The organism is Paeniglutamicibacter sp. NPDC012692 (genome assembly GCF_042901625.1).
Taxonomy (GTDB): Bacteria; Actinomycetota; Actinomycetes; order Actinomycetales; family Micrococcaceae; genus Paeniglutamicibacter.
Map to the genome: position 1 here is coordinate 295,843 of NZ_JBIBDE010000004.1, position 15,272 is coordinate 311,114.

Genomic DNA, 15,272 nt, shown 5'->3' on the forward strand with positions numbered 1-15,272 from the left:
TCAATCGAATTCGTTACAGCGGAAGGTTAATGAACCATGGGGAACGTGGATCGCGGCTTCGAAGAAGCGGCAGTACGGGGCGTCGCGCCGGCCCAGTTCGGGTCGCGAAACGTGCCGTCGGACTGGTTTGTCGATCCGGCAGGGGCCACCTTGGCCGATGGCGACAGTGATTCCCAGGTTCTGAGCAGCGAAGAACAAGTAGCTGCATTCTTGTTGGCCCACGACGCGGTCAACGAACTTGCGGGAGCGCCAACCCCGTCGTGGGCGCCAAGCCTCGACGCGGAGTTGGACGGTGGCAATCCTTCAAAGGCCATCTGGATAGGCTTGGGGGCCGAATCCGAAGATGGCGAACTGGGCTGGCAGTCCCAGGCGCTTTGCGCACAAACCGACCCGGAAGCGTTCTTCCCCGAAAAGGGCGGATCGACAAGGGACGCGAAGCGCGTATGCGGCTCATGCAGCGTGCGCTCCGAGTGCCTGGAATACGCATTGACCAATGATGAACGATTCGGTATTTGGGGCGGATTGTCAGAGCGTGAACGTCGACGTTTACGGAAACGAGCAGTCTAATTCTCCCTACGATCCACGTTACCGCCGTTGTGGCATCCCGCAACGGCTCAGCTTTTCTCCCACGAACCCTCACCGCACTGCGGGATCAGACACGTCTGATCGACAGGTTCGTGGGAGTCGACGCTTCATCCAGCGACGATTCCGAGGCACTGCTGCGCAAGCACCTTCCCTCGGATGCGAGCATCCTTTCCGTCGCGCCACACAGCTTCGGCCGGTCCGTGAAAACAGCCGTCGATTCGCTGGGCCAGCCGAAGGCGGGGCGCACCGAATGGCTGTGGCTGATCCACGATGATTCGGTGCCCGAACTCGATGCGCTGGAGAAGCTGCTCACGGTTGTCGAGGCCACCGAATCGGTGACCATCGCCGGCTGCAAGCAACTCGACCTGGATTCCCCGCGCCGCCTGCTGGACGTCGGCCTGGGCGTGAACGAATACGCCGAGCGGGTCACCCTCATCGAAATCGACGAGGTCGACCAGGGGCAGTACGACGCGCGCACCGACTCCTTCGCCGTGACCAGTGCCGGCATGCTGATCCGCCGCGACGTCTTCGAGGAGCTCGGCGGGTTCGACCCCGCGCTGCCCGGCTTGGGCGACGACATGGACCTTTGCTGGCGCAACCGCCTCATGGGACACCGCGTGGTGGTGGTGCCGCAGGCCCGCATCTACCACAAGGCCGAAGTGGTCAGGGCGCTGGCCGGACCCCACGAGACCCGCCGTGCCGAGGTCTTCATGCGCCTGAAGCACGCCGCCGCCTGGAAGGTTCCGTTCCTGGTGGTCGGCGCCGTGCTCGGCGGCCTCTACAGGTTCTTTGATTCCCTCCTGGCCAAGGACCCGGCCTACGCATTCGGGCAGCTGGGCGCAACGCTGCGCGCAGTCGGCTCGCCCCTGAAACTTTCCCGCTCGAGGGCCTCGGCCGCCGAGACCCGCCGCGTGCCGAGAAACTCGATCGCGCGACTCCTCACGGACCAGTCCAAGGTGCGAGAGCACCGCAAGCACATGCTTGAGAGCATCGACCATGCGCAGGTGTACGGCGACGGCACCGGCGCGCTGACCTCGGAAGCCCCGAGCGGCGATTCCCGCAACGACTTCGCGGCGCTCGCCGCCCCGGCCCGCACCTCGGCCATCGTCAGCGCAATCCTGGCGGTCCTTGGCACCCTGGCCGTCTCCCTGGTCGGACTGCGTGCCTTGATCGGCGCCCCCGCCGTCGCCGGCGGGGCACTGCTCCCGCTCTCGACCACCGCGGGCGAGATCTTCACCAACGCCACGACCTGGTGGCAGAACCTCGGTGCCGGCGTCCCCGGCGGAGCCGACCCGTTCGACTTCCTGATCTGGCTGGGCTCGCTGCTCGGCGGCGGCAACGCAAACGCCGCGGCGGTCGTGCTGACCCTGCTGGCCATGCCGCTTGCGGCGCTCAGCGCCTGGCTGGGGTTGGGTGCCGTGACCCGTTCGCGCGCTGCCCGCATGGTCGGCGGACTGCTCTGGGGCCTGTCCCCGGTGCTTCAGGTGTCGCTTGCCTCCGGCCGCGCCGGCGCCGCGCTGGTGCACGTTGCGGCTCCGCTGCTGCTGATGGCGCTCCTGCGCACGGTCGGTGCCGCGGCGGACACCAAGGCGCGTGCCCCGTGGGCCCAGACGCAGAACATTTCCCGCCCCGGATTCGGCGGTGTCCCGTCGTGGACGGCTGCGGCCTCGGCCTCGCTGTTGCTGGCCGCCGTTGCGGCGGCCTCCCCGTCGCTCGGCCTGGCCGTGGTGGTGCTCATTATCCTGTGCGCCATCCCGTTGGGATCGCGGGCCAAGACCCTGTGGTGGGTACCGCTTCCGGCGATCGTCTTCCAGGCCCCGCTGCTCATCGCCGCGCTGGGCAACCCGCGGGCGGCCCTGGCCGATCCCGGCCTGCCGCTGGCCTTCGCCCCGGCGCCGCTGTGGGCCCAGGCCCTGGGCTTCCCCGTCGACTTCGACCCGTGGACCGTCCCGGCCGGTTTCGGTTTCCTGCCCTCGGGTCCGTGGGCGCTTGTCCTGGCACTGGCCATCGGCGCCCCGCTGATCGTTTTTGCCGTGCTGTCCTTGTTCCAGGGCGGCCGGAAGTCGGCCCTGCCCCGGGCTCTGTGGCTGCTCGGCGTGCTGCTGCTTGTTGCCGGCTACGGCGCGGGCCTGGTCCCGACCGCGGTTTCCGGCAACTCGTTGGTGAGCCCGTCCAACGCCCCGTTTGTCTCCGGTTTCCTCCTGGCGATGCTGTTCGCCGCGGCGCTGGGCCTCGCGGCACTGCGCCGGGAGCAGGAAGACCCGGCACCCGCCGCGCTGGTGGACCGCGAGGGATCGACCGTGGACCCGGCACGCAAGGCCCCGGCCGGCGCGCTGGCCGTGGCATCCTCCCTGATGGCGCTGGCAATCGTTGCCGGCGGCGCCAACTGGGTGCTGTCCCAGGGCGCCCCACGCGATGCCGCCCAGACCTCCTGGGGAACCACCAGTGCGCTGCGCGCGGTTGCCCCGCGCACGTTGCCGGCCACGGCCGCCGACAGGGGGCTTGGCCGCTACGAGGACCGCACGCTGGTGCTGGCCCAGGGCACGGACGGCGCGGTTTCGGCGGCCCTGATGAACGGCTCCGGAACCACCGCGGACGCGCTGTCCCAGGTCGCAACCGCGGAACGCCTCCGGGGGAACCTGCTGAACCCGCAGGTGCGCGGGGACGACGCTGCCGAGAAGCTCATTGAGTCGACGGTGGCCATGCTGGTCTCCGATTCGGCCCTTGACCCGCGCGCGGCGCTGGCCTCCCTGGGCACCGGATTCGTGGTGCTGCAGGAAAGCGACGACACCGCCTCGGCCCTGGTCGCGCAGCTTGACTCCGTACAGGGGTTGGTGCCCGTGGGCAAGACCGATGCCGGCTGGCTGTGGCGGGTCGAACAGCAGACCGAGGTGGCCGGTGCCGACAACGCCACCGATTTCACTTCCCGGGTCCGGGTGACCACCAACGGGCAAACCACCGCGTTGCTGCCGTCTCGCCGGGCCGAGGTCTCCAACGCCACCGTGGCGCCGGGGGAGGGCAGCCGGATGGTCGTGCTTTCCGAGCGCGCCGATGCGGGTTGGTGGGCCACCCTTGACGGGGTTCCGTTGAAGCGGACGACCGTCGGGCCCAACAGCGCGGGGCTGGCCGGGGCCGCCGGAACGCAGTCCCTGGCCTGGGCGCAGGGCTTTGAACTGGGCCCGCAGGGCGGCACCTTGAACGTCGGCTACCGCAGTCCGTTCGAGATTCCCGTGGCCATCGCCCAATGGACCGTGCTGCTGCTGGCATTGCTGCTGGCCATCCCGATTCCGCGCAGCCGCCGGTTCGCCACGCGCCGGCTGGACGAATACCGCACCCGCGGAAACGCCGAAAGCATCAACGAGCTCGATCGCGGACACCGCGAGACGCGAGCCAAGGAGAACAAGTCATGAGCGAATCCCGTCGCGAACGACGTGAGGCCGAACGCGGCTCCAAGCGCCGGCGCATCTCACTGGGCAGGCCCGAAGCCAGTGCACAGGAGCCCGCCCGGCCGGAGCCCGCGGAGCCGGCAGTGGCCGCGGAGGCCCCAGTTTCCGAGGCCCGGGTTCCGGCTCCTGCCGCCCCCGCGGCGGACGCCGGGGATCTTGCCGACCGGGCACCGGCCGGCAAGGAAGATCCCGCCAAGTTTGAATCGATCAAGCCAGAATCCGGCGTGACCGAATCGAACAAGCCCGAATCGGTCAAGCCCGAATCGGTCAAGCCCGAATCGGTCAAGCCCGAATCGGACCAAGCTGGATCGGACCAAGCTGGATCGGACCAAGCCGGATCGAACCAAGCCGGTTCCGGCAAGGGCGAACCCGCCAAGGAAGCCGCCACGACGAACGAGGCGGCGCCGGCGGGTGCCGCGCGTGCGTCGGAGCCGAAGGCGCGTGCCGCAGCGCGCGGGGCAAAATCCGCAGCCGGTGGCCGTCCCGCCAAGGAACCAGCCGCCGGACGCAAGGTCCTGGGCGTCGTCGGCTCGGTTGCCGTGCTCTGCCTGGGGGCCGCGGCCATCGCAGCCGGGTCCTTGTTCCCGCCCGAGCTTCCGGCCCAGGGCGCAACCACGGAACTGACCACGTTGCCCGCCGGCGACTCGCTGGCCACTTGCCCCGCCTCGGTGCGCCTGCTCAAGGGCGCCGGAAGCGGAACCGACCCCGAGTTCGCCCCGGCATCGAAGGACGCCAGGTCGCTGGTTCGTGCCGCGGCGCTCTCCGACACCGCGGGACGCATCCCCGGCGCGCAGCTGCTGGAAGCCAACGGAACGGCCGGGCAGCAACTGGCCCCGCGGCTCGACGAGGCCGAGGCCGCCACGCTCACCGGCTCGGCCAAGGACGGAACCTCGCAGCGCAAGGGCGTGGTCGCGGGCGGCGTCGCCCACGACGCACCGCTGAGCCTGCGCACCCAGCCGTTGGGCGGCGTGCAGTCCCTGTCCGCTGCCGCACGCTACTACACCGCCAAGGACGGGGACCTGGCCGGGCTGGCCGCGGCCCCGTGCACTGCCCCCGCCGCCGAGTCCTGGATCACTGGGGCCTCGACCACCGGAGGAACCACCTCGATCCTGCACCTGGTGAATTCCTCGTCGTCGGTGAGCCAGGTCCGCATCGACCTGCGCGGCACCGGTGGCATGATCCCCGCGCCGAACCTGGAATCCGTGGCGATCGCACCTGGCGAATCGAAGTCGCTGGTCCTTGCCGCCTACGCCCCGAACGAGAAATCGCTCTCGCTGAAGGTCGTGGCATCCGGCGGCCGGGTGAACGCGACCATCCAGCAAAGCACCCTGCGCGGGCTGGTCCCGGGCGGCGTCGACTACCTGGTCGCGGGCACCCCGGCCGCCAACAGCCAGGTCATCCCCGGCGTGGTCCTGCTGGACCCGAAGCAGGCGGGCGAGCTGGCCGGGTCCGCGGCCACCGCCGACGCGGTTCCCGAGCTCCACGTGGCGGCAACCTCCGCCGAGGGTGCCACCGTCAAAGTCCGCCTCCTGGGCGCCGCGGGCGAGGTGGCCGTCCCCGGTGGCGGGGAGCTGGTCGTGGCCTCCAACGCGACGGCCAGACTTCCGCTGACTGGCCTCCCGGCCGGCGCCTACACGGTCGTGGTCGAGGGGGATTCGGCCGTCAGCGCCGCGGTCAAGCTGGTGCGCGGAACCAAGGCCGCCGAACCGATGGACCAGGCCTGGGCGCCCGGCGCCGCGCGGATCGGCAGCGAGCACCTGGTGGTGATGCCGGAGTTCGGCAATGCGAAGCTGGTGCTCAACGCGCCGGCGGACGCTTCCACGGTCACGGTCCGCCCGCTGGGCAGGAACGGGGCCCTGGGCGCGGAGCGGAAGATCGAACTCTCGGGCTCCAAGACGGTGGTGCTTGCCGCCGGCGACCTGGGGTCAGACGTTGCGGCCGTGATGCTCTCGGCCAGCGGCGCCCCGAGCTACGCGGCAACGACCATCGAGGAAGGCTCGGCGGGCATCGCCGTGCTTCCGCTGGGCGACGCCCCGGTGGGACGCGAGGGCGTCCAGGTGCAGCTGCGCCACTAGGTCCGCGGAGCCGCGGTTCGCGGACCTAGTCCCCGAACCCGTTGCCCCATCCGCGGTAGCCGGGGTCGATGTCCTGCGGGTCCATGGCCCACAGCTCAGCCAGTTGTTCGACGACCGCCATGTGCACGAATTCGGCCAGCTCGGCCGGGACCGGGCAGGCCTGCTCGATGGGGCGCCGGTACACGGTGATGCGCTCGGGACGTCCCGGTCGCCCCGGGCGGCTGGTGGCCCACGGCACGCGCGAGCCGGTGGCCTGCACCTTGGCCAGGACCTTCGCGTTGGGCACCAGCATCAGGCGGAAGTCGATGGCCGTCACCCGGTCGCCCCACCGGTCGGCCAGGCGTTCGGCGGATTCGACCAGCAGGTCCTCGAAGTGCTCCTCGCGGGTGCGCGCTCCGGGCAGCCGGGCATCGAGCATCGGCCCGCGCCGCCCGCGCCCGTGGCGGTTGCGCTTGCGCCTGCTGAAGCCGCGCCACTCGCCCTGTTCGGCGCCCTGCCCGGGTTCCTCCGGATCGATGGAATCCAGGTCGATCGACAGGTGTTTGTCCATGACCCAAGACTAGGCCAGGCAGCGCGCCCCGGCACCGCATCGGCGCGGCATTGTGCCGGCCCGCGGCGGTGCGTCGCGGCAAACGGCGCGGAACCGGGTAGTCTGTCTAACCGTGGGATCTTCCAGACTTTGTTCACGTTCGGCGTGCCGTCAATCGGCCATTGCGACTTTGACGTATGTGTATGCCGACTCAACCGCCGTGTTGGGCCCGCTGGCCACGTACGCGGAGCCGCATTGCTATGACCTGTGCGCCACCCATGCGGCCCGCCTGACCGTGCCGCTGGGGTGGGAAGTGTTGCGCCTGGCCTTGCCCAGCGAAGCGCCGTTGAGCAGCGACGACCTGTATGCGCTGGCGCGGGCCGTGCGGGAACAGGAAGCCCAGGTCGCCGTCGAACCTGCGGGCGAAGTCCCGGCCCCGCGCACCTCGCCCCCGGCGATCGAACCCGGCTCCGGCTCCCACCTGACGCGCAGGCACCTGCGCGTACTGCGCGAGGGGAACATGGAGCCCTAAACTGGGTTGCATGTCGAATCTTTCCACTGAACTTTCATCCCTGCTCCGCTGCCCCCTGACGGGCTCGGAACTTGTGCAGTCCGGCGCCGCGCTGGTTTCCACCGGAACCGGCGAGAACGGCGAACGCTACAGCTACCCGATCGTCGAAGGCATCCCGATGCTGCTGGCCCAGGAAGCCACGGTGATCCCCGCCGATTCCGGGGCGGGCCCCGCACCCACGGGGGAGTGAACCGGCGATGGGCATCGATTTCAGGGTCGCAGACCTTTCGCTGCACGCGGCCGGACGCCACCAGATCCGCCTGGCCGAGCACGAGATGCCGGGGCTCATGTCCCTGCGCACCGAATACGCCGATTCCCGGCCGCTGGCCGGGGCCCGCATTGCCGGGTCCCTGCACATGACGGTGCAGACAGCGGTGCTCATCGAAACACTGGTGGCCCTCGGCGCGCAGGTGCGCTGGGCCTCCTGCAACATCTTCTCCACCCAGGACGAGGCCGCCGCGGCCGTGGTGGTGGGCACCGGAACCCCCGAAAACCCCGCCGGGGTCCCGGTGTTCGCCTGGAAGGGCGAATCCCTCGAGGACTACTGGTGGACGGCCGAGCAGATCCTCACCTGGCCGGGGGCCGCCGAAGACCCGGAGCTGGGCCCGAACCTGATCCTGGACGACGGCGGGGACGCAACCATGCTGGTGCACCTGGGCGCGCAGTACGAGGCCGCCGGCGCGGTGCCGGGCCCCGAGGCCGCAGAAAGCCACGAGCACGGCATCGTGCTGGCGACCCTGCGCGCCGCCCTGGCCAAGGACCCCGCCAAGTTCACCCGCATCGCCGGGCGCATCCTGGGTGTCAGCGAGGAAACCACCACCGGGGTCCTGCGGCTGAAGCAGATGTCCGCCGCCGGCACGCTGCGCTTCCCGGCGATCAACGTCAACGACTCGGTCACCAAGTCCAAGTTCGACAACAAGTACGGCATCCGCCACTCGCTGCCCGACGGGATCATGCGCGCCACCGACGTGCTGATCGGCGGAAAGGTCGTGGTCATCTGCGGCTACGGAGACGTGGGCAAGGGCGCCGCGGAGGCCATGCGCGGGCAGGGCGCCCGGGTCGTCGTCACCGAGATCGACCCGATCTGCGCGCTGCAGGCCGCGATGGACGGCTACCAGGTCGCGAGGCTTGAAACGGTGCTCGCCCGGGGCGACATCTTCGTGACCACCACCGGCGGGCGGGACATCATCACCGCCGCCCACCTGCAGGGCATGAAGAACAAGGCGATCGTGGGCAACGTTGGCCACTTCGACGACGAGATCGACATGGCGGGGCTCGCCGACATCCCGGGCGTCCGCAAGGTCGAGATCAAGCCGCAGGTCCACGAATGGGTCTTCGGGACCGGCACCGAGGCGGAGCGCTCCATCATCGTGCTTTCCGAGGGGCGCCTGCTGAACCTCGGCAACGCCACGGGCCACCCGTCCTTTGTGATGTCCAGCTCCTTCACCAACCAGGTGATCGCCCAGATCGAGTTGTTCACCAAGGCCGGAACGGACGCCTACGCCAACGGGGTCCACGTGCTGCCCAAGATCCTCGACGAGAAGGTCGCCCGGCTGCACCTGGACGCCCTGGGCGTTGAACTGACGGTACTGGACCCGGCCCAGGCCGCGTACCTGGGGCTCGATGCCGCGGGTCCGTACAAGCCGGAAACCTACCGCTACTGAGTGCCGTTTTGCCTTCCCGATCGCGGCCGCCGGGGACGGCGGAACCGGGGCCCGGCATCCGACACGCTGGGTCGCGAACACCGCGGTGAGCAGCCGGTTGGGCACATGTCTCGATAGGCTTGCACAGTGGTGTGTTCCGGGCCCGGCAAGTATGCCTCAGTCCCCGCACAGGCACGTCGCCAATTGTCATTAGTTGTGAGGGAGAACATGGCAGAGCAGGACGAACCCCAGGCTGGCAAACCGGAGCCCCGGACGGCGCAAACGGCGGAGCCGGGTGCCGGCGCCGCGGTCCTGGCCGCCGAACCCGTCAAGGTCCCGGCCAAGGCCGAGGCAATGCCGCTGAGCGCCGCCGCAGCGGCCGCCGCAGCGAAGATCGAGGCGACGATCGCCGCCTCCCGTGCCGCAGCCGCAGCCAAGGGATCCGCGCCCTCCCCGATGGTCCTCCCGGAAGCCGAGTCACTGGTGGAACCAGTGGACGAGCCGGTCGAGCACCAACTCCCGGCAACCGCCCCGGCTGCGCCAAACCCGGCCATCAGCGCCGCGGCCGCCGCGGCGTCCAGCATCGCGGCCACCGCCGGCCCCGCGCCGAAGGCGGCCCCGGCGCGCGACCCGCAGGAGATCGACGACGTCATCGCCCGGATCCCCGTCGAACCGCTCAGGGCGCCGGCCCCGAAGCAGGCCCCGACCCCGACCGCCGCGACACCTGCGGACCCGTCCGCGAAGGCCCCGGAAACACGGGCGCTGCCGACCCCCGCTGCTGCCGGATCCGCCGCGGACGACTCCGCCATCGACGACCCCGCCGCGGCAAGCGCGGCGCTGACTGCCTCCGCCGTTGCCGAGGCACGCAACCGGGTCTTCGGCGCGTACACGCCGGTTCCGGAACCGACCCGCGCCGCCCGCGAGCGCCGTGCCGCCCGCGAGGCCGCCCTCGGTGCCAAGCCGCCGCTGGCCCGCACCCTGCAGGTCCTGCTGGCCGTCGCCTACCCGTTCGTGCTGCTGATCCTGGCCATCCGCCTGACCGCCAGCCCGGTCTTCCTCTGGATCGCCTACCAGCGCCCCGGTTTCCCGGCGGACGGCTTCGGCTTCAGCACCTCGGACCGGATGCTCTACGGTTCCTACGGCGTCGACTACCTGAACAACTTCGCGGACTCCCGCTACCTGGGCGAATTGCGCGACACGCTGGGCAACCCGCTGTTCCTGAACACCGAGGTCCAGCACATGCTGGACGTCAAGAACGTCATCTCCACCACCTACTTGGCGGGCCTGCTGCTTGCGGCGCTCGTGGTGGTGGCACTCGTCTACCTGGGCAAGCGCTATGCCGGCGGCATCCGCCGCGGGCTCTTTGCCGGCGCCGTCGCCACGCTGGGGCTGTTCGCCGTGCTGGGCACGCTGGCGGTGCTGGGCTGGGAGGCCTTCTTCACCGGCTTCCACAAGATCTTCTTCGCCAATGGCACCTGGACGTTCAACTACTCCGACACGCTGATCCGGCTCTACCCGCCGCAGTTCTGGGTCGACGCGGCGATCGCCATCGCGCTGCTGGTCGTGCTCACCTCGGTCATCACGCTCATCGCCACCTGGCCGACGGCCAAGCGCCGCGAGGCCTCGCGGCTGCGCCAGGATGCGCGGGTCTTCGGGCTGAAGTAGCAACGACCTGGTAAACAGCGAGGGCCCTGCCGGGTTCGGGATCCAAATCCCCGAACCCGGCAGGGCCCCTCTTGTGCGCCTGTGTCTGTGCGTCGGCGACCGGACTTGTGCCGGCCTGGGTGCCGGTTCTAGCGCTGGTAGAGCTTGTCGATTTCCGCGGCGAACGAGTCGATCACGCTGCTGCGCTTGAGCTTCATCGAGGGGGTCAAATGCCCCGATTCCTCGGTGAAATCGTTCTCGAGCACCACGAACTTCCTGATGGTTTCCGCCTGCGACACCGTGGTGTTCGCCGCATCCACCGCATGCTGCACCGTGGCCAGCACCAGCGGGTGCACCGCGGCCAGGGCCGGCGACAGCGGGGGCAACCCGTTGGCCTTGCACCACGGGCCCAGCTCGTCGGCGTCGAGCGTGACAAGGGCCGCGACGAACGGGCGGTTCTCGCCGACGACGACCACCTGGGAGACCAGCCGGTCGGATCGGACGTATTCCTCGAGCGGGCCGGGCGCGACGTTCTTGCCGCCGGCGGTGACGATGATGTCCTTCTTGCGCCCCGTGATGCTCAGGAAACCGGCCTCGTCCAGGGTGCCGGTGTCGCCGGTCTTGAAGAAGCCGTCGGCGTCGAAGGCGCCCGCCGAGGCCTCGGGGTTGTTGTGGTAGCCGGCGAAGACCCCGATGCCCTTGACCAGCACCTCCCCGTCCGGGGCGATGCGGATAGTGGTTCCCGGGATCGGGATGCCCACGGTGCCGACCCGCACGTCGTCGGCCATGTTCACGGTGGCCGGGGCCGTGGTCTCGGTCAGCCCGTAGCCCTCCAGCAGTCCCAGCCCGGCGCCGCGGAAGAAGTGCGCCAGGTCGGCGTTCAGCTCGCTGGCCCCGGAGATCGTGTAGCGGGCGTGCCCGCCGAGCACCGCGCGCAGCCTCGGGTAGAGCACCTTGTTGAACAGCGCGTGCTTGGCCAGCAGCACGGGGGAGCGGAAGACGCGTTCGCCGCGCCCGCGCGCATCCGCGGCCTTCGAGTACTGGATGGCGACGGCCTCGGCCTGGGCAAAGAGCGCGCCCTTGCCGGCGGCCTCCGCGGTCGCGAACGCGGTGGCGCGGATCTTCTCGAAGATGCGCGGGACAGCCAGCAGGAAGCCGGGCTTCACCGCTGCCATGTCCTCGACCAGCGTCGCGGCGGACGGGGTGTGGGCGATCGTGGATCCCGCGTGCAGGCAGACCTGCTGCACTGCGCGGGCGAAGACGTGGGCCAGCGGCAGGAACATCAGGGTGCGTTCACCGTCGCCCAGCACCTTGGCCATGTGCGGGGCGAGGTTCACGGCGACCTCGGAGAAGTTCGCGTGGGTCATCATGCAGCCCTTGGGGCGGCCCGTGGTGCCCGAGGTGTACACCAGCGTTGCGGTGTCCGCGAGCCCGGCGATGGTGCGGACGGCCTCCACATCGGCCTCCGAGACCACCGACGCGGCGCCCCGCTCCAGCAGCCGCCGCAGCCCGCCGGCGGGGATGGGGGAGTCGGCGGCGTCGTCGGCACCGGATTCGAAGGGCCAGATCGTGACGGTTTCGCCCAGCGAGGCCACCGCCGCGCGGACCACCCCGACGCGCTGGGAGTCCTCGGCGAACACGTGCCTGGCCCCCGAATCACGCAGGATCCATTCGACTTGGAAGGGGGAGCTGGTCTCGTAGATCGGCACGGAGATGGCGCCGGCAAACCAGATTGCCTGCTCGGCCAGAGCCCACTCGTAGCGGGTGCGGGACATGATGGCCACGCGGTCCCCGGGCCGCACGCCGTCGGCAATGAGCGCCTTGGCCAGCGAGCGCACGTCGGCGACGAAGTCGGCCGTTGACACGTCGTGCCATGCGGTGTCGCGCTTGACGCTGAACAACGGGGCGCCGCCGCCGGCTGCGAGCCTGTCCACCAGCAGCTGGGTGGTGTTGAACCCCGGGGGAAGGTCGATGAGTTTTTCGGTGCTTGCTTCGCGCATGAATGTTCCTGCTTGTCGGGGTGGTCAAGGTGTCGGGGTGCGGGCCGGCGCCGGTGCTTCGGATCCGCCGGCCGGATCCGGCGGTTCGGGTCGGGCGGGCCTAGGACCAGCTCGGCATCCAAATGTGGATGCGCCAGTCGTCGTAGGTGACCATCTGCCCGGACCAGATCGGCCAGAAGAAGGCGGACACGGCGACGACCAGCGCCACGAACATGCCCAGCATGAGCAGGCGGCGCCTGTGCCACGGGGAATGCGCGTCCGGGGGCAGGAACCTGCCCAGCACGTAGGTCAGCGCCAGCACCATGAACGGTGCAAAGGGCAGCGTGTAGAAGAAGAACATGGTTCGTTCGGGGTAGGCGAACCACGGCAGGAAGCCGGCGGCGATCACCCCGAGGATCGCCCCGGCGCGCCAGTCGCGGGCGCCGATCCAGTAGAAGATCAGCAACAGCAGGCTCAGCGTTGCCGCCCACCACATGATCGGGTTGGGCAGGTCGGTGATGCCCTGGACGCAATTGGCGTCCAGGCAGCCGTACTCGCCGTTGCTGCGCGACTCGTAGAAGAAGAGCACGGGTCGGCCCGCGAAAAGCCAGCTCCACGGGGATGACTCCCAGCCGTGCGGGGAACTCAGGCCCTGGTGGAAGGCATAGGCGGCGCGGTGGTACTCGGCCAGCGAGCGCAGCGAGGCCGGGACCCAGCCCCAGGTGTCCGACGTGTTCTCCGCGGCCCACTGCCTGTAGCGGCCGCCCGACGTGGCAAGCCAGCCGGTCCAGGTCGCCAGGTACACGGCGCATGCCGTGGGGATGATGGTGATGAACGCTGGGATTCCGTCGCGCAGCACCCCGCCGACGATCCAGTGCCTGATGCCTGCGCGGCGCCGTGCCGATAGGTCCCACAGCACCGTCATCAGGCCGAAGATCGCGATGAAGGACAGCGCCGACCATTTCACGCCGGCCGCGCAGCCGAGCATCACGCCGGCCAGCAGCCGCCAGGGCCGCCACAGGATCCAGGGGCCGTAGGCCAGCAGCCGGGGGTCGGGCAGTTTCCCGTCGACGGTGGCCAGCGCCCTGGCGAGTTTCTCGCGGCCGTGGAAGCGGTCGTTGAGCAGTGCCCAGAAACCGGCGAGGATGAAGAACATCAGGAAGATGTCCAGCAGCCCGGTGCGGGACATGACGATCTGGTGTCCGTCGATGGCTGCCAGCCCGCCGGCCAGACCGCCCAGGACCACCGAGGACAACAGTTTCTGCGCGACCAACGCGATAAGCAGCACCGACAACGTGCCGAAGAGCGCGGCACTGAAGCGCCAGCCCAGGCCGTTGTCCGTGCCGAAGAGCCACATGCCCCCCGCGATCAGCCACTTGCCCAGCGGCGGGTGCACCACGAAGGACGCCGTGTTCTTCGGCTCGGGGTGCCCGTTGATGAACGCGTCGTTGGGGTTCTCGCCCCACTCCAGCTCGTAGCCCGCGTGCATCATGGTGTACGCGTCCTTGACGTAGTAGGTCTCGTCAAAGATCAGCAGGTGGGGGTGGTTGAGGTTGGTGAAGCGCAGCATGCCCGCCAGAACCGTCACGGCCAGCGGAACGATCCAGCCCCACAGCCCGGGGACGAAGACCCTCCCGATGAGCCTCTCGCGCAGCGCTTGGACGCTGAAGGCCTGGTCGGGGTCGATGGCCCAGCGGCGCGTGGTCTGCGGGGATGCTGTGTTCACCGTCATTACTCTACCGGCGGGCCCCCGCGTGCGCGGGGAGGGCGGCGCTGCGAGTAGGCTTGGCGTGTGGAAACTCAAGAAAAGCCGGGCCAGATTGTCCTCGCGGCAACCCCCATTGGCAACCTGTCCGACGCCTCCCCGCGGCTGATCGAACTCATGAAGAGCGCAGACGTCGTCGCGGCCGAGGACACCCGGCGCTTCCTGCACCTGGCCCAGGGCCTGGGCGTTCGGGTCCCGGGACGCCTGATCAGCTACCACGAACACAACGAGACCCACCGCCTGGCCGAACTGCTGGAGCTTGTCGCCGGCGGCGCCACGATCCTGGTGGTCTCGGATGCGGGCATGCCGGCGGTCTCGGACCCCGGATTCAAGCTGGTGGAGGCCGCCGTGGCGGCGGGAATCACCGTCACCGCGGTTCCGGGTCCCTCGGCCGTGCTGACGGCACTGGCGCTTTCGGGCCTGCCCACCGACCGCTTCACCTTCGAGGGTTTCCTGCCGCGCAAGGCGGGGGAGCGCGCCAAGCGCCTGGAGGACCTGGCCACCGAGCAGCGCACCATGGTGTTCTTCGAGGCCCCGCACCGCCTAGATGCGATGATCCGTGCGCTGCGCGACGCCTTCGGGGCAGACCGCCCCGGTGCGATCGCCCGCGAACTGACCAAGATGTACGAGGAGGTCATCCGCGGCAACCTCGGCGAGCTGCTGCTCTGGGCCGAGGGCGAGGTCCGCGGCGAAATCGCCGTGGTCATCGGCGGCGCCCCGGCCGGGGAACCCGCCCGCGCCGTCGACCACGTGGCACAGGTGCAGCAACTCGTCACGGAGGGCCTGCGCCTGAAGGAAGCGGTGGCTGCAGTCGCCGAAACGGAACGCGTCTCCAAGCGCGAGTTGTACGCCGCGGTGCTCGAAGCACGCGCCTAGTCCGGAGCCCGGTCCGGGGCCGGCACCCGATCCTTTGGGATACCTGCACAACGCTTGGGGTGCGTCATAGTGCAGATAGAAATTTACAGCCACACTCTGCCCCACTAGCGTGGGCAGGGAAATGTTCCACCGCCCGATACCTTTCGTTCAAGGGAGAAC

General features: G+C 69.7%; 11 protein-coding genes. 8 read left to right on the top strand and 3 right to left on the bottom strand.

From position 1 onward, the window contains the following. Positions 1-36 precede the first annotated feature (36 nt). The 3 genes from ACFY5D_RS15740 to ACFY5D_RS15750 are packed head-to-tail and all read left to right on the top strand — an operon-like array spanning position 37 to position 6,106. A complete protein-coding gene (locus ACFY5D_RS15740) occupies positions 37-567 on the top strand; it encodes a WhiB family transcriptional regulator (protein ID WP_387531774.1) in 531 nt (176 codons plus the stop codon). Between the two features lie 29 nt (positions 568-596). Then, the gene (locus ACFY5D_RS15745; RefSeq protein WP_387531777.1) at positions 597-3,995 is read left to right on the top strand and encodes a glycosyltransferase; all 3,399 of its coding nucleotides are present in this window, start codon (positions 597-599) and stop codon (positions 3,993-3,995) included. Then, positions 3,992-6,106 (top strand): DUF5719 family protein, encoded by a 2,115-nt coding sequence (locus tag ACFY5D_RS15750; protein ID WP_387531780.1) that lies wholly within the window; start codon positions 3,992-3,994, stop codon positions 6,104-6,106. Before ACFY5D_RS15745 ends, ACFY5D_RS15750 begins: the two co-directional genes overlap by 4 nt. Before the next feature lie 25 nt (positions 6,107-6,131). Here the strand turns inward: ACFY5D_RS15750 and ACFY5D_RS15755 are convergent, their stop codons facing one another. Then, positions 6,132-6,656, bottom strand: coding sequence for a metallopeptidase family protein (locus tag ACFY5D_RS15755; protein ID WP_387531783.1), 525 nt, complete (start codon positions 6,654-6,656; stop codon positions 6,132-6,134). Between the two features lie 112 nt (positions 6,657-6,768). Between ACFY5D_RS15755 and ACFY5D_RS15760 the strand changes: the two genes are divergently transcribed. From ACFY5D_RS15760 to ACFY5D_RS15775, 4 genes are all read left to right on the top strand, one after another. Further along, complete coding sequence (locus ACFY5D_RS15760) at positions 6,769-7,167, top strand: DUF3499 domain-containing protein (RefSeq protein WP_387531786.1); 399 nt, start codon at positions 6,769-6,771, stop codon at positions 7,165-7,167. 10 nt (positions 7,168-7,177) lie between these two features. Next, a complete protein-coding gene (locus ACFY5D_RS15765; RefSeq protein WP_387531789.1) occupies positions 7,178-7,396 on the top strand; it encodes a Trm112 family protein in 219 nt (72 codons plus the stop codon). Positions 7,397-7,403: 7 nt separating this feature from the next. Continuing rightward, on the top strand, positions 7,404-8,870 hold the full coding sequence (ahcY, locus tag ACFY5D_RS15770) for an adenosylhomocysteinase (RefSeq protein ID WP_387531791.1): 1,467 nt from the start codon (positions 7,404-7,406) through the stop codon (positions 8,868-8,870). Between the two features lie 207 nt (positions 8,871-9,077). After that, positions 9,078-10,514 carry a TIGR01906 family membrane protein gene (locus tag ACFY5D_RS15775; RefSeq protein WP_387531794.1) on the top strand — a complete coding sequence of 479 codons (1,437 nt, stop codon included), beginning with the start codon at positions 9,078-9,080 and terminating at the stop codon, positions 10,512-10,514. Positions 10,515-10,642: 128 nt separating this feature from the next. Here ACFY5D_RS15775 and ACFY5D_RS15780 read toward each other — a convergent pair whose 3' ends face one another. Both ACFY5D_RS15780 and ACFY5D_RS15785 read right to left on the bottom strand, forming a co-directional pair. Further along, complete coding sequence (locus ACFY5D_RS15780) at positions 10,643-12,493, bottom strand: AMP-dependent synthetase/ligase (RefSeq protein ID WP_387531796.1); 1,851 nt, start codon at positions 12,491-12,493, stop codon at positions 10,643-10,645. A gap of 100 nt (positions 12,494-12,593) precedes the next feature. After that, positions 12,594-14,204, bottom strand: coding sequence for a dolichyl-phosphate-mannose--protein mannosyltransferase (locus ACFY5D_RS15785; RefSeq protein ID WP_387531799.1), 1,611 nt, complete (start codon positions 14,202-14,204; stop codon positions 12,594-12,596). Between the two features lie 60 nt (positions 14,205-14,264). Between ACFY5D_RS15785 and rsmI the strand changes: the two genes are divergently transcribed. Next, positions 14,265-15,113 (top strand): 16S rRNA (cytidine(1402)-2'-O)-methyltransferase, encoded by an 849-nt coding sequence (rsmI, locus tag ACFY5D_RS15790; protein ID WP_387531802.1) that lies wholly within the window; start codon positions 14,265-14,267, stop codon positions 15,111-15,113. Positions 15,114-15,272 lie beyond the last annotated feature (159 nt).

Excerpts from the sequence above, each read along its gene's own strand:
- ACFY5D_RS15740 (WP_387531774.1), top strand. The coding sequence starts at position 37 with ATGGGGAACGTGGATCGCGGCTTCGAAGAAGCGGCAGTACGGGGCGTC.
- ACFY5D_RS15750 (WP_387531780.1), top strand. The coding sequence starts at position 3,992 with ATGAGCGAATCCCGTCGCGAACGACGTGAGGCCGAACGCGGCTCCAAG.
- ACFY5D_RS15755 (WP_387531783.1), bottom strand. The coding sequence starts at position 6,656 with ATGGACAAACACCTGTCGATCGACCTGGATTCCATCGATCCGGAGGAA.
- ACFY5D_RS15765 (WP_387531789.1), top strand. The coding sequence starts at position 7,178 with ATGTCGAATCTTTCCACTGAACTTTCATCCCTGCTCCGCTGCCCCCTG.
- ahcY (WP_387531791.1), top strand. The coding sequence starts at position 7,404 with ATGGGCATCGATTTCAGGGTCGCAGACCTTTCGCTGCACGCGGCCGGA.
- ACFY5D_RS15775 (WP_387531794.1), top strand. The coding sequence starts at position 9,078 with ATGGCAGAGCAGGACGAACCCCAGGCTGGCAAACCGGAGCCCCGGACG.
- ACFY5D_RS15780 (WP_387531796.1), bottom strand. The coding sequence starts at position 12,493 with ATGCGCGAAGCAAGCACCGAAAAACTCATCGACCTTCCCCCGGGGTTC.
- ACFY5D_RS15785 (WP_387531799.1), bottom strand. The coding sequence starts at position 14,204 with ATGACGGTGAACACAGCATCCCCGCAGACCACGCGCCGCTGGGCCATC.